At 55.8% G+C, this 20,109-nt stretch carries 23 protein-coding genes and 1 tRNA gene; 6 read left to right on the forward strand and 18 right to left on the reverse strand.

Annotation, left to right across the window (positions count from 1 at the left end; translation table 11 throughout):
* Positions 1 to 434 precede the first annotated feature (434 nt).
* Both NQZ67_RS21860 and NQZ67_RS21865 read right to left on the reverse strand, forming a co-directional pair.
* Entirely contained in the window at positions 435 to 2,807 is a 2,373-nt protein-coding gene (locus NQZ67_RS21860; protein WP_257450077.1) for an ATP-dependent helicase, read from the reverse strand.
* 139 nt (positions 2,808 to 2,946) lie between these two features.
* On the reverse strand, positions 2,947 to 3,369 hold the full coding sequence (locus NQZ67_RS21865; RefSeq protein ID WP_257450079.1) for a hypothetical protein: 423 nt from the start codon (positions 3,367 to 3,369) through the stop codon (positions 2,947 to 2,949).
* A gap of 178 nt (positions 3,370 to 3,547) precedes the next feature.
* Between NQZ67_RS21865 and NQZ67_RS21870 the strand changes: the two genes are divergently transcribed.
* On the forward strand, positions 3,548 to 4,126 hold the full coding sequence (locus NQZ67_RS21870) for an RNA polymerase sigma factor (RefSeq protein ID WP_257450081.1): 579 nt from the start codon (positions 3,548 to 3,550) through the stop codon (positions 4,124 to 4,126).
* Entirely contained in the window at positions 4,119 to 4,910 is a 792-nt protein-coding gene (locus NQZ67_RS21875; protein ID WP_257450083.1) for a DUF4367 domain-containing protein, read from the forward strand. Before NQZ67_RS21870 ends, NQZ67_RS21875 begins: the two co-directional genes overlap by 8 nt.
* Before the next feature lie 52 nt (positions 4,911 to 4,962).
* On the opposite strand, the gene NQZ67_RS21880 is transcribed toward NQZ67_RS21875, so the two are convergent.
* The 6 genes from NQZ67_RS21880 to modA form a co-directional block, all read right to left on the reverse strand.
* Complete coding sequence (locus tag NQZ67_RS21880; RefSeq protein WP_257450085.1) at positions 4,963 to 5,442, reverse strand: hypothetical protein; 480 nt, start codon at positions 5,440 to 5,442, stop codon at positions 4,963 to 4,965.
* 123 nt (positions 5,443 to 5,565) lie between these two features.
* Complete coding sequence (locus NQZ67_RS21885) at positions 5,566 to 6,375, reverse strand: polysaccharide deacetylase family protein (protein ID WP_257450087.1); 810 nt, start codon at positions 6,373 to 6,375, stop codon at positions 5,566 to 5,568.
* An 80-nt stretch (positions 6,376 to 6,455) separates the two neighbouring features.
* Positions 6,456 to 6,608: a hypothetical protein gene (locus NQZ67_RS21890; RefSeq protein WP_257450089.1), complete on the reverse strand. Its 153-nt coding sequence runs from the start codon at positions 6,606 to 6,608 to the stop codon at positions 6,456 to 6,458.
* 17 nt (positions 6,609 to 6,625) lie between these two features.
* Entirely contained in the window at positions 6,626 to 7,027 is a 402-nt protein-coding gene (locus tag NQZ67_RS21895; protein WP_257450091.1) for a hypothetical protein, read from the reverse strand.
* 155 nt (positions 7,028 to 7,182) lie between these two features.
* Positions 7,183 to 7,848 (reverse strand): molybdate ABC transporter permease subunit, encoded by a 666-nt coding sequence (gene modB / locus NQZ67_RS21900; protein ID WP_257450093.1) that lies wholly within the window; start codon positions 7,846 to 7,848, stop codon positions 7,183 to 7,185.
* 9 nt (positions 7,849 to 7,857) lie between these two features.
* Positions 7,858 to 8,652, reverse strand: coding sequence for a molybdate ABC transporter substrate-binding protein (gene modA / locus NQZ67_RS21905; protein ID WP_257450096.1), 795 nt, complete (start codon positions 8,650 to 8,652; stop codon positions 7,858 to 7,860).
* A 200-nt stretch (positions 8,653 to 8,852) separates the two neighbouring features.
* On the opposite strand from modA, the gene NQZ67_RS21910 reads away from it, so the two are divergent.
* A tRNA-Pro gene (locus tag NQZ67_RS21910) sits at positions 8,853 to 8,926 on the forward strand.
* Between the two features lie 345 nt (positions 8,927 to 9,271).
* Here NQZ67_RS21910 and NQZ67_RS21915 read toward each other — a convergent pair.
* Complete coding sequence (locus tag NQZ67_RS21915; protein ID WP_257450099.1) at positions 9,272 to 9,958, reverse strand: serine/threonine protein kinase; 687 nt, start codon at positions 9,956 to 9,958, stop codon at positions 9,272 to 9,274.
* Between the two features lie 173 nt (positions 9,959 to 10,131).
* Between NQZ67_RS21915 and NQZ67_RS21920 the strand changes: the two genes are divergently transcribed.
* The gene (locus NQZ67_RS21920; protein WP_257450103.1) at positions 10,132 to 10,563 is read left to right on the forward strand and encodes a YtxH domain-containing protein; all 432 of its coding nucleotides are present in this window, start codon (positions 10,132 to 10,134) and stop codon (positions 10,561 to 10,563) included.
* Between the two features lie 187 nt (positions 10,564 to 10,750).
* On the opposite strand, the gene NQZ67_RS21925 is transcribed toward NQZ67_RS21920, so the two are convergent.
* The 3 genes from NQZ67_RS21925 to NQZ67_RS21935 are packed head-to-tail and all read right to left on the reverse strand — an operon-like array spanning position 10,751 to position 12,429.
* On the reverse strand, positions 10,751 to 11,521 hold the full coding sequence (locus NQZ67_RS21925; RefSeq protein ID WP_257450105.1) for a sigma-70 family RNA polymerase sigma factor: 771 nt from the start codon (positions 11,519 to 11,521) through the stop codon (positions 10,751 to 10,753).
* Positions 11,518 to 11,961, reverse strand: a complete 444-nt coding sequence (locus tag NQZ67_RS21930) for an ATP-binding protein (RefSeq protein WP_257450108.1) — start codon at positions 11,959 to 11,961, stop codon at positions 11,518 to 11,520. The genes NQZ67_RS21925 and NQZ67_RS21930 overlap by 4 nt, the downstream gene beginning before the upstream one ends.
* A gap of 36 nt (positions 11,962 to 11,997) precedes the next feature.
* Positions 11,998 to 12,429, reverse strand: a complete 432-nt coding sequence (locus NQZ67_RS21935; RefSeq protein WP_257450110.1) for a DUF948 domain-containing protein — start codon at positions 12,427 to 12,429, stop codon at positions 11,998 to 12,000.
* A gap of 210 nt (positions 12,430 to 12,639) precedes the next feature.
* Between NQZ67_RS21935 and NQZ67_RS21940 the strand changes: the two genes are divergently transcribed.
* The gene (locus NQZ67_RS21940) at positions 12,640 to 15,456 is read left to right on the forward strand and encodes a response regulator (protein WP_257450113.1); all 2,817 of its coding nucleotides are present in this window, start codon (positions 12,640 to 12,642) and stop codon (positions 15,454 to 15,456) included.
* Positions 15,457 to 15,479: 23 nt separating this feature from the next.
* The gene (locus NQZ67_RS21945) at positions 15,480 to 16,373 is read left to right on the forward strand and encodes a CheR family methyltransferase (RefSeq protein WP_371825344.1); all 894 of its coding nucleotides are present in this window, start codon (positions 15,480 to 15,482) and stop codon (positions 16,371 to 16,373) included.
* A gap of 52 nt (positions 16,374 to 16,425) precedes the next feature.
* On the opposite strand, the gene NQZ67_RS21950 is transcribed toward NQZ67_RS21945, so the two are convergent.
* The 6 genes from NQZ67_RS21950 to NQZ67_RS21975 all read right to left on the reverse strand — a co-directional run bounded on the left by NQZ67_RS21950 (position 16,426) and on the right by NQZ67_RS21975 (position 20,013).
* The gene (locus NQZ67_RS21950; protein ID WP_257450118.1) at positions 16,426 to 16,851 is read right to left on the reverse strand and encodes an ATP-binding protein; all 426 of its coding nucleotides are present in this window, start codon (positions 16,849 to 16,851) and stop codon (positions 16,426 to 16,428) included.
* Complete coding sequence (locus NQZ67_RS21955; protein ID WP_257450351.1) at positions 16,848 to 17,186, reverse strand: STAS domain-containing protein; 339 nt, start codon at positions 17,184 to 17,186, stop codon at positions 16,848 to 16,850. Before NQZ67_RS21955 ends, NQZ67_RS21950 begins: the two co-directional genes overlap by 4 nt.
* Positions 17,187 to 17,226: 40 nt before the next feature.
* Positions 17,227 to 17,949 carry a hypothetical protein gene (locus NQZ67_RS21960; RefSeq protein ID WP_257450120.1) on the reverse strand — a complete coding sequence of 241 codons (723 nt, stop codon included), beginning with the start codon at positions 17,947 to 17,949 and terminating at the stop codon, positions 17,227 to 17,229.
* An 85-nt stretch (positions 17,950 to 18,034) separates the two neighbouring features.
* The gene (locus NQZ67_RS21965; RefSeq protein WP_257450122.1) at positions 18,035 to 19,177 is read right to left on the reverse strand and encodes a SpoIIE family protein phosphatase; all 1,143 of its coding nucleotides are present in this window, start codon (positions 19,175 to 19,177) and stop codon (positions 18,035 to 18,037) included.
* 101 nt (positions 19,178 to 19,278) lie between these two features.
* The gene (locus NQZ67_RS21970) at positions 19,279 to 19,707 is read right to left on the reverse strand and encodes a YflT domain-containing protein (RefSeq protein ID WP_257450124.1); all 429 of its coding nucleotides are present in this window, start codon (positions 19,705 to 19,707) and stop codon (positions 19,279 to 19,281) included.
* A gap of 144 nt (positions 19,708 to 19,851) precedes the next feature.
* Positions 19,852 to 20,013, reverse strand: a complete 162-nt coding sequence (locus NQZ67_RS21975; protein WP_257450126.1) for a DUF1328 domain-containing protein — start codon at positions 20,011 to 20,013, stop codon at positions 19,852 to 19,854.
* Between the last annotated feature and the right edge of the window lie 96 nt (positions 20,014 to 20,109).

The raw sequence follows: 20,109 nt of genomic DNA on the forward strand, positions 1-20,109 counted from the left end.
GAAATCTAACAAAAAAAGGTGGCAGGTGGCCAGGCGGGGGAGGAGGCCTCCTCCCCCGCCTGGCACCTCATTGATCCATCCCAGATGGATATTCTACAAGCTTACACAAACTTCTTGACGCTACCGCTAACTTCCCCTTTTTCCTTAAATAGCGGCGATTTTACCGTTATTACTGTTTCAAATTGCCCATTCGGCCATCTGATATCCAAATTAACGGTATAATTGCCGCTATTCCCCGCCAGACGTCTCCGTACAAGAAAATAGCTCCCAAAATGCCGCTATTCTCAGGAAAGCCGACGCTTATTTGACATGAATTCGCCCTACCTATCCACGCTTCTATAACGACGCATCATTTCCTGTACAATAAAATAACCTCCGCATTCCATACGGAGGTTCATTCCATTTAGTTCCAATTACCGCAACATCTCTTACCCTTACACCAGCTCCAGCAGCCCCATCTCCAGACACATCGCCACCGACAGCGACTTCGCGTTCTCCGGTCCGAAGCGAATCGTGATCCGCTCGCCGTCCAACGCTTCGATGAGGCCGGGTCCGAAGACGCGGTGACGAACCGACAACCCTTCCTCCAGCTCCTCCCGCTTCCGTACGGCATTCGGGTTCGCCTCCCGCTTCACGGAGGACGCGGAGGATGCGGCGGCCGCGGCCGCGCTGCTGGCGCGGCTCGACTTGAACCTCGTACCGCCGGTGCCTCCGCCCGTAGGGCGCCGCTCCTCCCCGAACTGCATCTCGAACCGCTGCCGTCCCGTACCGGAAGCAGCTGCCCCCTGCGCCTCCCGCCACTCGGGCTCCGCGATATCCCGCACGGCGGTCATGAACGACGATTCCGCCGTCTCCTCACCGTCGCGCTGGCCGTACGTAATCAGAGTCAGCTTCTTCCGGGCGCGCGTCATGCCGACGTAGAACAGCCGCACCGCCTCTTCCATGAGCGGCATGGAGCCGTCCGCTCCCCGCTTGTCTTCTTCCTTGGCGGGGATGACGCCTTCGATCAGGTCGACCATGAAGACGTCGTCGAACTCAAGCCCCTTCGAGCTGTGGAAGGTCGAGAAGGTGACAGCGTTCTGCCCCTTGCGAGACTTCGCGCCCTTTAGCACCGTCTCCAGATACTTGAGCCGTGCCGCGAAGTCGGCCATCGTCTCCAGCCCTTCCGCGATATCCTCGAGCGTGTTCAAGATCCCGATCAAATAATCCTTGCGGAACCCCAGCCGTTCGCACATCTTCTCCAGCGCCTTCTCGTAGCCAAGACGCGTGCGGATGACGCGAATGGCCTGGCGCGGAGGCATGCCGCCCATCTCGCGGAACGTCTCCTGCGCCTCCCTCAGCAGTTTCACCTGGTAGTCTTGCAATTGCACGAACCTCTGCAGATTATCAAACACCGACTCGCCATTGTCGATCGACTTCAGCACCGCCATCTGATGCTTGCTGATGTAGCCCGCCATTTTCAGATGAATGCTCTCCAGAATATCGGCGCGTTTGTCCGTGTACGTCATCCTCATGAAGTTCAGGACGTCCTCGATCACCCAATGGGAGAAAAAACGGTTGTCCGCGTCCTTCATATAGAAGGGAATGCCCGCCCGGTCGAATTCGTTCATCAGCGTGATGGACGATGAATTGTTCCGGTACAGCACCGCCACCTCCGACAGCTTGTCCGCCTTCGCCGCCTCGCGCGCCACGAGCTTCGCCTGCTCGCGGTAGTCGTTCAGCCTCTTGAAGACGATCGGACCGGCCGAAGCGTTCTCCGTGAACATATTCTTCTCGTAACGTTCCTTATTCCGCTTAATGAACTTATTCGACGTCGACACGATCTCCCGCGAGGACCGGTAATTCTGCTCCATGAACAGCGTCACGGCTTCCGGGTACACGTCCTTGAATCTCAGCAGATAACTTGGCTCCGCTCCCCGCCAGCTGTAAATGGACTGGTCGTCGTCCGCGACGACGCACAGGTTGCGGTGCCCCTTCGCCAGCTTCTCGATAATCGCATGCTGCACGAGCGAGGTGTCCTGGCTCTCGTCGGTAAGGACGTAATCGTAGCGGCGCTGGTACTTGCGAAGCAAGGCCGCATCCTTCTCCAGCAGCTCGTTCGCCAGCGTCAGCATATCGTCGAAGTCGAGCAGCAGCTTGTCCGTACCCGTCCGCTTAAACCGCTCGTAGGCTTCCATGATTTTGGCCGCCTGGGGCACGTCGGTCTTCACGCCTTCCCATTCGTACGGCTGGAGCAGCTTGTTCTTCACGTAGCTGATGTACGTCGTCAGCTCCTCCATCGCGTCATCCGTGGCGTTCTCGCCGATGATTTCCTTATACAACTCCCGCAGGATGATCTTCTTATGCAGCGGCAGCGGCCTTCCCTTCGCGCCATAGCTGACACCCGCACCGGCACCGCTCCCCGAAGCAGCCTCGTCTTCCTGCTCCTCCGTCTCGACCGCCCCTTCGATAATCTCGTAAGGCTGGCCGCTCTTCCACAGCTGCCCCCGAACCGCTTCGAAAGCGAGACTATGTATCGTCGAGAAGTCGACGGGCGCGAGCCGCGGGAAAAATTTCGCGAACCGCTCCTTCATATCCCGCGCCGAGGCTCTGCTGAACGTGACCGCTTTAATCCGGGCCGGATCCGCGCCAAGCTCTTCGACGAGATAGCCGATTCGCATAATGATCGTGGTCGTTTTGCCCGAGCCCGGCGACGCGAGCAGCAAGAGCGGCCCTTCCGTCTGCCCTACGGCCTGCTTCTGCACGTCATTCAGCCTGACGCCAAGCTCCGCTCGTTTCCGCTCCAAAAACTGTTCCAGCTTCCCCATCTTCAAAATCCCTTCCGTTCTAACAAGCAGTGACGCCATTATATCATATCGTTCTCGGGATTTTCCTCATGAGTCAGGATCCACTTCATGCCAGCCCCTAACAAAAAAAGAAGCCCATGCAGCGCTTCTGCACAGACTCCTATTTGCGTACATCCGCTGTCCACTGACCATAGTCGACCCTTTGCTGCAGGAACGCCGGAACCTTCTCCGCGTCCGTCGTCTCCAGCACGACTCTGCGATGGTCCAGCACCACATAAGCGGGCGTCTTCCGGATGCCCAGACGATGGAAGTAGCGATCCCCTCTAGCGGACCGGTCCAGCTGAATATATTTTACGCTGCTAATCTTCAAGGCCTGACGGGCCTGCTCATTATGGATAGCGCGCAGCAAGAAATGGCCAAGGAGCGAATCCGCGGCATCTTGTTCATTCCAGAAGACATATATGCTGTAGAAGCCTTCCTCGCGCGCCGACATTTCTCTAATCAGGCTGCCTTGGTCGCTTTCGATGACGATGGGGATCGAGACGAACAATAACAGCAGCAGCAATGTCACCCACCTTTTCATGGCTCACCTCCGATGATTGTTAAACGGCAAATCCTTCTATTATATAAACACGCGAACCCGTCTGCTAGTAGCAGAATTTGTCGAACAAATTTTTCGACCAGAATACCTAGAGTTCAGGTATAATGACGGAAGAAGATAGATGGAAATTAAATTCCACATCAAGCAGGGGGGCCGCACAATGCAGAGCAAGCTCTTCCTCTTGTCCAGCGCGGATTATCGCGCGCTAGCGCCGCAGCTTCAGAAGGAGATCTACCAGGAATTCTACCAATTCGCTTATTCCCCAATTATTTATATGGTGAAGGAACATGCCGCAACGGAAGATATTATCCAGAACTCTTTTATCAAAATCATCCAAAGCGTGCCGCGCGCGGACAATGAGGCCCAGCTCAGAAGCTGGATGAAGGTTGTTGTCAAGAACATGGTATATAATTATTTTCGAAAAACGAAAAAAAGCCGCAACGACATCGATGCAGACAGTGTTTATATAAATGAAAGCATGGATTTCTCCACCGAGGCAGCTTCCCTGGAGAAGGAAGTCGAGCTCACGATCATGAAGGAGACGATCGGCGAGTGCTTGAACGAGCTTAGACCGGAATACCGCGCGCTTATCGAGCTCAGATGGAAGAAGGACATGAGCTACCGGGAGATCGCCGCGGAGCTGGAGACGACCGAAGAACGCGTGAAATACAAGCTGTTCCGGGCAAGAGAAGCGATGAAAAAAATGTTCCGAAAGAAATGGGGTGAGAAGAATGAATAAGGAGGAGTTCGACGAGTGGTTTGACCATGCGTTTGAAGAAAGCGTCAAGGATCACAATTTCGTTCCCGATGCAAGCGCGTCGTGGGAACGGGTGCAGAAGCAGATCAACAGACGGAACAGAAGAAGAAAACAGCTGCGCACGCTGCCCTACGTCGCCGCCTCCTTCTTGCTGGGCGCACTTATTTTCGGTACGCCGACGGCAACCGATGCATTCAAACCATTCTTCAGAGCCTACAATACTGTGGTCGAAGGCGTGAACAAGATCGTGTTCGGTTCGCAGCAGCCGTCCGACGTCGTGCCGAAGACCTTGCCTCCTCCGGATTACCAAGGCGGCACATCCGGCGCTCCCGCGGCGTCCGGAGGTACAAGTAATAAATTGAGTGTGACCGATCCCTCGGAGCTGCCCGATCTGGAGTTCGAAAAGCCGTCGATACCGTATATTCCGGAAGAATTTGTATTAACTCATATAAGGACAATGAAGACGCTGCCCGATCAGTACAAATATAACCTTGTTCGTTATGCCTATACGCGAGACGACGGCATGATCCTAAGCATCGAAGTGGTGAAGCTTCCGCCGGGAGCCATTATCTCATCCGGCGGAAGCACGGAAGGCGTCGTCAGGAAGCAATTAACCGTGCATGGCGCAGAAGCTTTTCTGTACCTCGGGGATGACGGGTGGTCCAGCCTGGAGTATATGAGGAACGACATTTACGTGAAAATCGGCGGACCCGTCGACGAAGAAACGATCGTAAGAATCGCGAATGAGATGACGATTAAGGATTAAAGCAAACAAGACGGAGCCGTATTGATGCGGCTCCGTCTTGCTGTGCATTTCATCATTTGGCCAGGAACGATGCCGAATATTCAACGACCGATTCCGTCGTCGTTCCTTGCTTCGCGTAGTGGGTCACCTTCGCCCTATAGTAGTAACCGGCTTTCGACGACCGGGTCAAGGTGCCCGACGCGTAGTCCGCGCCATATTCAACGTTATTCGCTATCGGAACCAGGTTAATCCACGAGGAGCCTGTCCACTCTTGCAGCTGGATGGTTACCCCTACCTCCTGCACGGCCGCATGGGCATCCGTCGTAGCCAATATCGTGATGGATTGATTCGCATTTGATTGAACGTTAATCGACGATGATTTCAAATAGGTATATCCGGTGTAAGAGGCCATCGGCTTCATCTCTAGCGGTGGAGGCGCCGTCTTCGCTGCCGTCTGTTCGCCGGCAGCAGCGGCAAGCTGAGGCACCATCAGTAACACGACCGCGAGCAGCACGTTCAAAGACACTTTCGAGAAATGTTGAATTTTTGCCATGTAGACCATTCCCTTCGCGTTTTGTAATGGACTTCCATCCTTTAAACGCATTAATAATTAGAATGGTTTCATAATTCGGCTAAATTTTCAGAATTTTTGTTATTTTTAGAATATTATAGCGAACTATCGGAGCTTCTTCGTTTCGCCGGCCCCGATCTTCACGGCTTCGCCGTCTGCAGTGAACCAAACATCCAGTGCGCCCGGATTATACACGATGCTTCGATCAACCGAGAACCGGAGCGATTGGAGCGCATTTTGATAGGACACGATATCCATCATCGACGCCTTCCACACCGACTCCTCGCCGCCGAGCAATTCGCCCGTCTTATCTACCAGCTCCCAGTTATCGTCATGATCGAATTCGTAGCTGTGCCCCCAAATAAACAAGAGCTCCATCCGGCCAAACCGCTGCTTGGACGCCAGCAGTTGCTCCGCCTTCGCGACCATGTCCTTGTGGTGGCACGTCGGATGCCATCTAAGCAGGTCCTCCGGCATATGGAAGCTGCCGTGGCTCTGAACGGTACGGGCATATTCGATGCCGAGCGCCGGGAGCGCGCGAACGACGCTGTCGTTGTACGTGCCGAACGGATAGCTCATGCCGCGGACGGGATAACCCGCAATCGCTTCCAAGTTAGCGCGGTCCGACAGGATTTCCTCCGCGATCTGATCGGCCGGCGATTGCTCCAGGAACGGATGCGTGACCGTATGGGCCGAAATCTCGTGGCCGCGGTACAAGTCCGCCGTTTCCTCCACACCGACGTATCCTTCCTTGCCCAGGTTGCCCGAATTCAAGTGAAAGGTTCCTCTCAGCCCATACCGGTTAAATGCCTGCACCAGCCTCCGGTCCTGATCTCGGCCGTCGTCGAAGCTAAGCACGACCGCCTTGCTGCGGCCTCCCGGAAACCGGTCGAATCGTATACTTACTTTTCCCATTACAGTTCCTCCTCAAGTTTTGTGTAACGCAGTGGAACAAAACCGCTTCGGAAGCATAGGCTTAGTTTTGTGGCCTACCCCTAAAGAGTATTGTTCTCCTCGCCGCGGCGCATCTCCTCTTTGTAACGTTCGACGGCCTCTTGAACCGGGTCGCGCCTCGGCATGCCATTCAGCTTGTAATTAATGCGCAATAGCAGAGCGATAATAATGCCAAGCAAATTATAAATGAGCATAGGAGCCCTCCTTAGCATTAGTAGCAGTCCTGCTCTACTTCTACTCGGTCGCCCACGGTGACTTTGGCGCTTCCCGACAACGATTCCGTATACCCGCAGACGCTGGTCTGAACCGTCTCTCCATCCGCATTGGTATGCGTCATATAGACGCCGTTCTCCCCTTGGACGTTCAAGTCGGGCTTGAACTTGTATGTCTTGCCGCTTCGGACCGTACGGTTCAAAGCAACCTTCGACTCTCCTTGGACCAGCCCAGCCTCGATAATCACGATATCCTTATCCGTTTCGTTCTTCACGGTCACCGTGAACGGCTGCATCAGATTCCAAATCCCCGCCGACTTCAGCAGCTGTACCGAACCAACTCCTGCTGCAAGGATCACAACAACCACGGCTATGAATATTCCGATGCTTTTCACTCTCATCTCGATCCTCTCCTCCGTCTAACTAGACGGGTGCGGACAGTAAAAGTTGCTAAAGCTTTCCTTAAATTCCCGAAATTTAAAACACTGTCCAGTCCTCGCCGCTCTAAACGGTTCCATGGGAGTATAGGTCGACTTCATCGACCTATCATGCGAGCCTACCTCCGCCGCCGCAGCCCGCCTGTCGCCAGCAGCAGCACGAACGAAATGACGACCATGCCGACCGTCCACGACCAGGCCATGGTCATGTTGCCGGCATCCACCGCGACGTAGATCGCGGTCGGAATCGTCTGCGTGCGGCCCGGGATGTTGCCCGCGATCATAAGCGTCGCGCCGAACTCGCCCAGGCTGCGGGCAAAGCCGAGAATATAGGCGGTCATAGCGGCGCGGAAGGCCAGAGGCAGCGCGATATAGCGGAATACGTCCCACTCGCCGGCGCCCGCGGACCTTGCCGACTCCTCGAGCTCCCGGTCTACCCCGTCGAAGCCGACCTTCATCGTCTGATAGACAAGAGGGAACGCTACGACGACCGACGCGATGACGGCCGCCCACGGCGAGAACAGCACGGGTGCGGAGAACGCCCACTCCGCGAGCTGCCCAAGCCAGCTTCGCCTGCCTAGAGCGACAAGCAGCAGAAAGCCGACGACGGTCGGTGGCAGCACCAGCGGCAGCATAAACGCCGTCTCGAGCAGCGTCTTCCCTCGGAAGGACCGCCGCGACATCCAGCGCGCCGCCGCGATGCCTGCCACGGCAGCGATCAAGCTCGCCAGGAACGCGACCTGCAGCGACAGTATGACGGGCGGCCAGAAGGCTTCACCTAGCATGGAATTCGCCTACTTTGGTTCGCTGAACCCGTATTTTTGGAAGACGGCCATCGCTTCCTCGGACTGAAGATATTCATAAAGCTTCCTCGTTTCATTCGGTTCATCCGTATCCTTCACAATGCCGACGGGATACAGGATGGGAGAGTAGGTCCCGGGATCGACCTCGAAGGCGATCGCCGCGGCATCGGAGGACATCGCGTCCGTCTTGTATACAAAGCCGGCGTCCACGTTGCCTGTCTCCACGTATTGTAACACTTGCTTCACGTCTTTGGCTTGAACCGTTTTCGCCTGAAGCGAGTCCCATATTCCCGCTCCCTTCAAAGCCTCTACGGCGTACGCTCCCGCCGGTACGCTCTCGGGGATGCCGACTGCGAGCTTCGCCACATCCTCGCGCAGAAGCTCCTGCACGTCCTTCAATGGAAGTCCCCCGTTCTTCGGAGTCACGACCACCAACGAATTCGACAGCAAATCCTTCGTCTGCTCTTCCTCAACAAAGCCATTATCGATGAGCGCGTTCATGTTTTTCGAGGCTGCGGAAATAAAAAGATCCGCGGGAGCCCCCTGCTCAATCTGCTGCTGCAGGGCGCCGGACGCCCCGAAGTTGAATGACAGCGTGACCTCTTGATTTGCCGCTTCGTACGAAGCCTTCAGCTCGTTTAACGCTTCCGTCAAGCTGGCCGCCGCCGATACGGTAAGCTCGGTCTTCTCCGCCGGTCCGGCGCCCGCACGGTCACCCGCCCCGCAGGCGCCTAGGACGACGGCAACGGCAGCCGCGAGCGGCAGCCCCCATAACGCACGCTTCATGCTCATCCCTCCACTCTCTCAACTAACTATATTTATTTAATCTTTATTATAATTAAATAGATTATAACGATCCTTCGATGACGGGACAAATCGTCTACGAAACCTGAGCCGCCGGCAAGCTGGCAGCGTGCCTTCCGACTCTCTTTACAACTGCCGAATCGCTTATTATAATAATTGGTAACCGCTTTATTTTTAGCTGTCGGGGTATGGCGCAGCCTGGTAGCGCGCACCCTTGGGGTGGGTGAGGTCGCACGTTCGAATCGTGTTACTCCGATTATAAGAGAACAGCAAACAACCATCCTCTCGCTTCCCGCGAAGCGAAGAGGATGGTTGTTTGCCGTTCTAATGGAGCGTATTTCTGCCTTTCCCCCTCCGTACGGTAACAAAATCATGCAAATCTACAGCAACCTCAAACGTTATTGCTCATAAACCGTTATTGATGCAAAAGTGCAGGATTTTCTAACCAAATGATGCCCAAAGCGCTTCTAACCCGAAAGATGATGCAGAATCGCATCATTTTAAGAAAAAAGAGTTTCAATCGAGAAAAAATAATGTACGTATGCATGATTCCATACCTGTTGGTATAAGCAACAAAAAAGAGAGCGCCGGCAGCGCCCTCCTATGGCTTCATGAACTTCGAGAACAAGACGCTGATCTTCTGACCGAATTCTTCCAAGTCAATGTTCGCCTCGTCCAGCTTCCTGTAGCCTCTCTTGATGAAATCCAGCAGCCACACCGGGATCTTCTTGCCCTCGATGCTCGGATAGAAGATCGAGTAAGCCCACATCAGATGATCCCAGCGGTGATCGTCGCCCTCCATGACGTATTCGGAGACGTCGAGCACCTTCGCCCTTCCGTTCTGCACGATCACGTTCTTCAGATGAATGTCTCGCGGATTAAGTCCGCGCTCTCTGGCCAGTCTTCGCGCTTCTTCAACATCTTGGATCACTTGCGGGGGAACGGGGATGCCCTGAATGAGACAATCGAGAAGCGTCGGCCCGGGCTCGTAGCCGATGGCCAAGAAGTTCCGTCCCTCCCCGTAGAAAACGGGGAAATAAGGAATGCCCTCCAGACGCTTATAGACGTCCCGCTCCCGTTCCTTCTTGAAGAGCGCTTGGTCCGTATAGATTTTGTAGGCGACGTCCGGCACCGCATCATGGACGAACACGGCGGCGTCCGTGCCCAGTCCGACGCAGTGAAGACCCTCGGCGTATCCCGACAGGCTGACTTCCTCGTTGCGGTCGTTGCCTTCCACCTGTATGCGGCCGATCGCATCCTCCGCCATTCTCCAATTCGCCAATGCCATACAGTCCCCTCCTTAAGATTCATGTATAGACTCATACGTTGCCGCTGCCGCTATGGCTTCACTTCCATCGCTTAAACCACAAATTCCCTGTTTGAAACTCGCCCCATCGGTGTAATACCTCTATAAGAGGCGACAAGCCTTACGCAAATCGAATAATAAAGGAGAGATGAGCGATGCCAAAAGAAAACTCAAACTCGGGAGTTGTCATGGGAGCCGTCATAGGAGGTGCCGTCGGCGCCGTTACCGCGCTGCTGTTCGCGCCAAAAGCGGGCGGTCAGCTCCGCTCCGATATTTGTAACCAGCTGCAGACGATCGGTAGCCGGGCCAAGGAAATGGCGGGCACGATCGGCACGCACGCGAAGGAGCTGGCCGCTGCAGTAGGAACTCATGCCAAGGAGCTGGCCGACAACGTGAGCGAGCAGACGAAGGAGACAGGCAGCAAGCTGCAGGAAGACGCGGCCGACGCGTATCAGTCCGTGAAATCGGATATCAACTCCATGGCGCCGACCGAGCGCGATCTGAAGAAGCTCGGCAAGGAAATGGACGAGATGCCGACCCATTCCGAGCTGCGAAGCAAAGGCCAAGTGCCCGATCCGGCCCAATAATCATTCCACTACGCGAAAGAAGCGCTGTGCTAGCGCTTCTTTTTTCATGTCCGCAGTCCCCTCGCGGGCATCCTATTCGTATTACCATATGCATGAGCTAATCGGATGTAGACAAACTTATACGTTTTTCTCAAGGCAAAAAGCCCGCGCAATGGCGGACTTCTCCCTATCCGTGCCGCATCGTCACTCAGCCGTCATGGTCGGCAAGCAGCGATTTCAGCCGTTCGATTGCTCTCCGTTGGATACGCGAGACGCTCATCTGCGATATGCCGAGCCGCTCCGCGATATCGCGCTGCGGCAGCCCTTGCGAATAAGCGAGCTCCAGCACGATCTGCTCCTGCTCCTTCAGCCGGCCGAACGCCTCCCGCAGATCCATGCGGCTCTCCAGCGTTTCCATGCCGTCGGGCTCGGCGGCGATCATATCGCCGATCGTCGCGGCGCCTTCTCCTTCCGCGGAGAGCGGCGTATCCAGCGACACGTATTGATAGGACTCCCTGGACGTCAATACCTCGATCGTTTCTTCCACGGACAGCTCCAGCCGTTCCGCGATTTCCTCCATCTTCGGCGAACGACCGTATTGCGCCGTCAGCTCGTCGATCGTTTTCTGCACGAGCAGTCCCTTCTCTTTCATGCGCCTTGGAACTTGTATGTACCAGGATTTATCGCGAAGAAAATTTTTCAGGTGGCCGATAACGCTCTTCATCGCATACCCCTCGAACGGAATGCCTTTGTCCGAATCGAACTGTCTGAATAGACGGAGCATCGACATCTGCCCGACCTGGAATAAGTCCTCGTACAGATCGGGACGGCTTCTGGACAATTTGCCGGCGGCCATGCGAACGATCGGCTCGTAATGAACGAGCAGAGCCGTCGCGCTGTCGTTGCAGCCCTCGGTCCGATACCGCTCCATCAGCTCTTCCGCCTGCTGCGGAGTTAGCTCCGAGGATCTCTCATTCATACCATCTCCTCGTTTCTGCTCATGCGCTTAATGAGTACAACCTCCGTGCCATTCTCCGTCTTCACCTTCACTTCGTCCATTAAAGCTTCCATCATGAAGATGCCGAGCCCGCCGACCGTCGCTTCGGAGATCGCGAGACCGTGCAGGGTCGACGTCGAAGGAGCGTTCACTCTTCTCAAGTAGCTGCGCCCGTCATCTCTGACCGTAATGCAGAGCTCCCCTTCGGAGCGAGAGAACGTAAGATGAACGCTGCCCTCTTCCGCCTCGCCGTAAGCATGGAGAATGGCATTCGTGCAGGCTTCCGTCACCGCCACCTTCATATCTTCTATTTCCTCATAAGAAAAGCCCGTTTTGCCCGCGACGGCGAACAAAACGGCTCTCACCATATCCAAGTATTCGGCCTTTGCCGGAATCGACAACGCAACGGGGATTTCTTTCATCGTCCACAATCCTCTCTCTTCTTTGAAAATTATACCTTAATTCTGTCTCAAGCGGTTCCATACGCGAATCGAGGAAGCGATCGCGTCGGCTATGGCTCCGACCTTCCCGGCGCCGGCTTCGCGCGCAGCTTGCCCGCCTTGTCTTGCTTTGAGCGCGGCCCCCACCGCAGCCTCCTTCACCGACACCGTCAGCGCTTGCGCGGCGCTGCCGATCTCCCTCACGCTGCCGAACAGCGCGTCGAGCTCTTTCATCTTCTTCTGGGCATCCAGCGTAATTTCGTTCGTGTTCTGAACGACCTCGCGGGCGTCCCGACTGACCTGCTGCAGCTCCAGACGAAGCTCGCCGATCGTGCGCTTCGCTTCCTCCATGGCCGTGCCGGCCTGCCGGAGCGTTTTCGACACTTTGAAATATAACCCGACCGCGACAAACGTAATCACCACAACGCATATTCCGATAAGCACATTCATTATCCCGATCTCCTCTCTATTCTATCGACTAGTAAATCGCTGTTTGATTCGTATTACCCGCTCCCTCCGTTCTTGAAACAGCCGAGCGCACTGGAACTATTCTCCTAATTCTCCTTCTCTCTCGGAACAAACTCGCCGGGCATGGTATAATGGTTTTACGACATTCGAGTAGATAGCTTGCTAGACGAACACGGGAAAAGGGAGGTTACGATGTTTACTACATCGCGAAGGTTCAGCATCAAATACAAAATCGCCGTCGGTTACATCCTCATCCTCTGCTGCCTTGGCGCGGCCATCATCATGGTGTCCGAAAGAATCAGCGTGCTGCAGAACGAAATCGAGACGATGACCGCCAGAGACATGGAGATCAACAACTTAATTACGTCCATCCGATATAGCGTCGTCAACATGGAGACCAGCCAGCGAGGCTACCTGCTCACGGGCAATGAATCCTACCTGACGCCGTATATGCAGAGCAAAGCCGGATGGATAGAGGATTATGAGCTGCTGTACGAGCACTTCTCCTCGAATCCGGAGAGAAGCAAGGATCTCGAGAGCATCAAGGCGACGATCGAGCATTGGATCGAGACCGCCGCAGAGCCGACCATCGAGCTCAAAAGAGAAAATCAGACACAGGCCATCATCGATTTCTTCGCGGACGATGCGGGCAAACAAGACGTGGAGCAGCTAAGGGAACAGCTGGAGACTCTCCGGCTCAATCATCTCGAGTCCAATAAGGCCTACATCGCGGATTTGGATAAACGTAACAGCTGGCTGCTCATGACGCTGATCGGCATGCTGGTGGCCGTCGCCATCATCTCGTTTTTTATCGTGTCGTACGTATCGGGCGCCATCGTGAAGACGATTACGCAGGTTTCCTCTACGATCAAGGAAATCGCAGACTCCAAGGGAGATTTAACGAAACGGATCAAAGTCGGTACGCGCGACGAAGTGCGGGATTTGGCGGAAGCGACCAACGTGCTGCTTGGCAGCCTAGAGGCGCAATCATGGGTGCAGCGGAACGTCGCCGAGGTCGCCACGATGAATCAGGGACTCAGCAACTTAACCGAGCTTGCTTCTTCTTTCTTAAGCAAGGTCGCTCCCATCATCGGCGCCTCCTACGGCGTGCTGTATTACCGCAGAGGAAGCGGAGATAAGCTGCGGCTTGAGAAGCTGTCCGCCTACGCCGCTTACGGAGACGATACCTCTAAGGAGAGCTTCCGTCTCGGCGAAGGGCTCGTCGGTCAGTGCGCCCAGGACAATCGGCCGTTCCTGCTCAATCAGCCGGAGAACTATTCCGGCAGCATCGCGAGCGGCACGATGAAGATGAGGCCTCGCAGCGTGCTTATCGTGCCCGTCGAATTCGAACGCAAAGTGATCGCCGTGATGGAGTTCGCTTCGATCGAGCCCTTCAAGGCGGAGCATCTGAAGCTGCTCGAGGCAATCGAAGAGCACTTCGGCGTCACGATCGACAACACGGCGGGACGAATGGAAGTAGAGCGTCTGCTCGCGGAATCGCAGGCGATGACGGAAGAGCTGCAAGCGCAGACGGAGGAGCTTCAGGCCCAGTCCGAGGAGCTGCAGATGCAGCAGGAAGAGATGCGCATGACGACCGAGCATCTGGAGGAGCAGAACCTGTACGCGGAGCAGAAGACGAAGGAGCTGGAGCAGGCCAAGGCCGAGCTGGAGGATTACGCCGAGAAGCTGAAGCAGAGCGCGCAGTACAAGACGAACTTCCTCGCGAATATGTCGCACGAGCTCCGGACCCCGCTGAACAGCATCCTTATCCTGTCCCAGATGCTGTCCGAGAACGACAGCAAGTCGCTGTCGCAGGAGGAAGTGGGATACGCGAAGGTAATCCATTCGTCCGGCAACGATCTGCTTGCGCTGATCGACGACATCTTGGACCTATCCAAGATCGAGGCCGGCAAAATATCGCTTGTCATGGACGAAGTAAGCGTCGCGGAAATTCCCGAGCTGCTCAAGTTGGTTTTCGATCCCGTCGCGGAGAAGAAAGGGCTGGATTTCCGCATCGAGCTGCAGAAGGACCTTCCGCCGATCATGCAGACCGACGGTCAACGGCTTCAGCAAATATTGAAGAATCTGCTGTCCAACGCCTTCAAATTTACCGAGACCGGCTCCGTCACGCTCAAGCTTCACCGGGCCGACCCGGCAGCGGTAAGCGCCCGCATGCCGGACGCGTGCGCGGAGAACATGCTGGCCTTCTCGGTCATCGATACCGGGATCGGCATACCGAAGGACAAGCAAGGACTCATCTTCGAGGCGTTCCAGCAGGTGGACGGCAACACGAACCGCATCTATGGCGGCACGGGACTCGGCCTCTCCATCTGCAGCGAGTTCGCCCAGCTGCTCGGAGGCTATATAGCGCTGGACAGCGAGCTGCATAAAGGCAGCACCTTCACCCTGTACGCGCCTATCTGCTTGCCGGATGCGCAGCATGCCCTGCGTCAGGCCTCGATGGAAGCGGCAGCTGCCGCTTCGGCGGAGATCGCCGCCGGGATGGCCTTGCCACAGCCATCGGAGAGCCCCGCTCCGGCAGCCGACCGCGGATCCGCGGAAGAAGCCGGCAAGGAGCAGCCGCAGGCTAAGCCGGAACGGCCGGAGGAGGTTTCGCTATTGCACGGCAAGAAGGTGCTCCTCGTCGAAGACGACGCCCGCAACGTATTCGCCGTCGTGAAGGCACTCGAGGCGAAAGGCCTGCATGTCACCGTCGCGGGCAACGGCCAAGAATGTATGGATATCGTCGCTTCGGAGAGCGATTTCGATCTGGTGCTCATGGACATCATGATGCCGGTCATGGACGGCTTCGAGACGACGCGAGCCTTGCGCCAGCATCCGATCATGAAGGATACGCCGATCATTGCCTTGACCGCCAAAGCGATGAAGAGCGATCAAGAGAGCTGTCTCGCCGCTGGAGCATCCGATTATATCAGCAAGCCGATCCAGATGGAGCAGCTCTTCTCTCTTATGAGAGTATGGCTCACGAAGCAGGTGGGGCAAGAATGAGCGGCTCCGACTGGAATAAAGACATGACCTGGCCTCTCGAGGCCAGCTTATCCAGCGATTCGTTGGAATTCTCCGATGAAGCGGAGCAGCTGGATGCGACTGAGGAGCTGGAGATCGACCTGCTGCTGGAGGCGATCTACCGCGTAAGAGGGTACGATTTCCGCAAATATTTGCGCTCGTCGTTACGAAGACGGATTCGCAACCGCATGACGCTGGAGAAACTGCCGACCGTATCGGCGCTTCAGGAGAAGCTTCTTCACGAGGAAGGATATATGGAGAAGCTGCTGGAGGATTTTTCGATCAAAGTGACGGAGATGTTCCGGGATCCCCCCTTCTTCCTCGCGTTCCGCGAGAACGTGGTGCCCGAGCTCCGGAAGCTGAAGGAGCTTCGAATTTGGCACGCAGGCTGCGCGACCGGCGAAGAGGTGTATTCCATGGCTATTCTCCTGCAGGAGGAAGGACTTCTGGAGCGGACGACCCTCTATGCGACCGACATGAGCGCGGAGGCGATCGCCCTGGCCAAGGAAGGACGGTTCCCGCTGAAACGGATGCAGGCGTATACGCGGAATTACCTGCAAGCGGGAGGAACGCAGGAATTTTCCGCCTATTACTCGACCGACCATACCCATGCTTATTTCCATCCGGTGATGAAGCGCCATATGATGTTCGCTCAGCATAATTTGGCTACGGACGGATCCTTTAACGAATTTCACGTCATTCTGTGCCGCAACGTGCTTATTTATTTCGATGCCAAGCTGCAGGCGAGAGTACACGGCGTGCTCTCGGACAGCTTGTCGCATGGCGGCTTCCTGGCGCTTGGGAGCAAGGAGTCGTTCCTCTCCCCGCAGAAATCCGATTTCGCGGACTACCTGCCGGAGGACCGTATATTCCGCAAGTCCGGCTCTGCCAAAGCGTGACGCACGAAGAAGAGGAGGCTTGGTCCCGATATGGGGCAAGGCCTCCTCTTCTTCATACGCCTAGATATTTGGTAAGCACCACTTCGGTCTTTCCTTCCTCCGAGGACATCCGCACCTCATCCATCAGCGCTTCCATTAGATAGATACCCAATCCGCCTACGCGCAGGTCGCCTTTGCTCTCGCCCTTGATCGGGGATGCCTCCTGCAGGGCTGCCGCATGATCGAACGACAGGCCGTAATTGACGATGCGCACGGTCAGTCCCTCATCCGTCTGCTCGAAGGTAATGTCGATGGCTTCTCCGCCCGCTTCTCTCCCGCCATGAAGCACGGCATTGCTGCAGGCCTCCGATACGGCTACCTTCATGTCTTCAATATCTTCGTAAGCGAATCCTCGCTTCGCCGCGACGCCCGTTAGACAAATGCGAACAACATCGATAAAACCGGCTTCCGCCGGTATCTGCAAACGGACGGGTCTCATGCTTCTGCCTCGGTCCCTTCTTTCAAATGCCCCGTTAGTCCCGTCATATCGAACAATCGCTTGATCGCCGGCGGGATGTTGCGCACGAAGAACGGCGCGTTCAGACTATCCCTTGTCTTCAGAATCGATACGATAATGCCGATGCCCGTGCTATCGATATAAGTGAGTCCTCCCAGATCCAGGACGAGCGCCAGATCCTCGCGTCTCAGCACATGCTCGAGCGCGCCCTGCACCTGCGGAACGACCGACAGATCCAGCTCCCCGATTAATTTCAGCTCGTAGCTGTTCCCGATTTCTTGCTGCTCGATTCGAAAAGGCTCCATCTTCTTCATCATCCTGTTCACTCCGCTCTCTCCCATTGTAATTCCTGCCATCCTAGACCGTCGCGATATGGTAGTAACTCGCATATATCGGCTTCTTCGTATCGCTGTCGATGAACAGCTTGAGCAGCGCTTCGCCGCGCTGGAATACGATTCCGTCCTCCGCTATGTAGTCCGGCGAGCCCAAATAGGCGGTCAGCCCCGCTTCGGTCATCGGAATATCCTTGCCGTCGATAACGATCATCTCCCCCGCCGGCACGTCCACGTACTGGACGTACTCCCCGTAGAACGCCACGGTCAGCGACGGATAATGATAGAGCTTCAGCTCGGACAGCAGCTCGTCTTGCGCAATTCGCTCGGGGTCGCCCAGCTTGGCGACCACGCTCTCCGGCGTATCGTATAACGAGATGCCGCCTACGCTCTTCAGCAGGAGAACGCGTTCATCTGAAGCCGAGGCCGATGACTCGGTCCCCTTCCCATTCGCGGCATCCTGAACCTGCGCATCGTCAGACACATTAGGCCCGGTCTCGGCAGCGATGTCTATCGATGCCGCGTTAGGCACCGCCCCGCCTACTTGGACGGATGCCTGCGCCGCGACGGAAGCCGTCTCCCCTTCAATGACATGTACGGCGGCCGCGACGGGCGGAGCCTCGGAGACGAGCGGCTGAATAAGCGTAACGTTCTCCGCGCTTGCTCCTGTCTGGCCGTCGACGGACCCCGCGCCATTTTGACCGAAGACGCCTCCTATGAGAATGGCAATTAACATGAATAGCTTCATAATGAACACCCTCCTGCTCGTAATCGGCTGTCAAGGTTCTTATGACTGTTATAAACCATTATGTTGGTTTTGAAACACCCGTCCTTTAAGCTAAGTCGATGCGCACGAGACAAATATCGTCGCGCTGTCTGCCGCCTTCGCCGGACGCCGCCGTGAGCTGATCGACAAGCGCCGCCAGCGAATGATCGGGGAAGCTCCGCATGGCTTGCGCAATCGTATCCAGAGCTTGTCCGCCCGGCTCCATCCCCATCGCGTCCAGCAGGCCGTCGGTATACAGGACGATTGACGCGCCCGGCTCGTATGACAGAATTCCCTTGCGCACCTGAATTCGGTCAAATAACCCAACCGCGGGCCCGCCCGGCTCAAGCGGCGTCAAGGTCTCTGACGAGATGGCTAAGCCGGCAGGATGGCCGGCGTTCGCGTATTGGACGGTCCGGCTTTCCGTATCGATGAGCACGAAGACGGCGGTAAAATAATAATTGACCAGCTCCGCCTCGCGATACAGCTGCCCCATTCGGCGATTCAGCTCCTGCATCACTTCTTCGGGATCCGTGATCCGCATGACCACATCCTTCAGCACCGAAGAAATGAACATGCAGACGAGTGAAGACGATATGCCGTGTCCCATCATGTCCAGAAGAATCGCGCCGTATCGGTGCCTATCGATCCGAAACCAGGCATAATAGTCGCCGGCCAGCTCGGATGAAGGCCTGTAATCGGCCTCGACGCGAATGCGCTCGTCATGGATCGGCTGGCTGAGTACGCTTCTCTGCACCTGCTTGGCCAGCTCCAGCTCGTAGCGAATCCGCTTGTCCCGCTCCTTGTGCCAGTCCTTCTCGTACTTCAGACGGAGCGCGGAACGAATACGGGCGAGCAGCTCCAGCTTATTGATCGGCTTCATCACGTAGTCGATCGCCCCGGCATCCAGCGCCTCCGCCAGCTTTATCGAATCGCCAACCGCGGTGACGAATATGATCGGCAGGTCGCGATAACGTTCATCCGCCAGAATGCGTCTGCAAGCTTCCAGCCCGTCGATTTCCGGCATCATCATATCTAGCAGAACCAAATCTACCGGTTCTTCCGCCTGACAGCCGGAATCGATATGAAGCATGCCGTACAGCTCCCGGGCGGACGAGGCGATACGTATGTCGCCGTAGCCTTCTTTGTGCAGGATCGTTCTTATAATCATCTGGTTCGTCGCGTTGTCGTCTACGATTATAATACTCAAGCGATGCTCCTCCTATGACAAATTGCTAGAATTCAATAAGGATAGTTCAACTATTACACATAGCAATAGCCTACCCTCGCGGGCAGGCTAATTCAACCCTATTATTTATACGGCGGCTGGTTGGCGGTCGTCACGTATGGCATGTACGGATAATAATAGATATCGCGGTCGAAATCATCGTCCAGATACTCCCGGCCGCCCCATCCGATCACGACGATCGCGTCGCGGTCCATCTCGCGCTCGAGCCTCTCCGCCTCGGCTTCGGAAATGCCGAGCGATCTCATCTTCGCGCGCAGCTCGTCGCCCGTAGAGCGGAACCAGTTGGCGATCGTCGTGCCGAGCCCCTGCTCCGTTACTCCGATCTCTTCGGCGTCCGTCCTCTCCGCGATTCGCTTCGTTCTTGTTTTGTCATGAGTCAGGACAAAGATGCGATCCTCCGGATAACCTTCGCTGCGGAACTGCCTGACATGCTCTTGCACCTCTTGACTCGTCATTGCCGTACGAACTTTTGTCATTTCCGTGTTTCTCATCCTAAATCCCTCCTGATTTTATCTTTTGATTTGCCCCGCTACTGTGAAATATCGAGCTCGCGGTTCACCGTTTCGTTTCATCGGCGAAGCCCCGAGTTCGACATTTCACGGACGCCGGTTTCTGTTCGAGCGTTTCCTTCCAAGCTAGACTTTCCTTCTTCCGAGAATAAGGGAAGCCAAGAACAAAATAATGAAGACGACGAACAAGACCTTGGCTATCCCCGCCATGGCGGAGGCGATACCCATAAATCCGAATACGCCTGCCACGATGGCGAAAAGGAAGAACATAAGTGCCCATCCCAGCATAGGATTCACCACCTTTCTGCCGTTGCCGGCTTGTTCATTCTTAAACGGATACCGGCAGGTTGAAACAGGTTCCCATAGAGGATTCAATCGAGCTTC

It is taken from the genome of Paenibacillus soyae (genome assembly GCF_024623455.1).
Taxonomy (GTDB): domain Bacteria; phylum Bacillota; class Bacilli; order Paenibacillales; family Paenibacillaceae; genus Pristimantibacillus; species Pristimantibacillus soyae.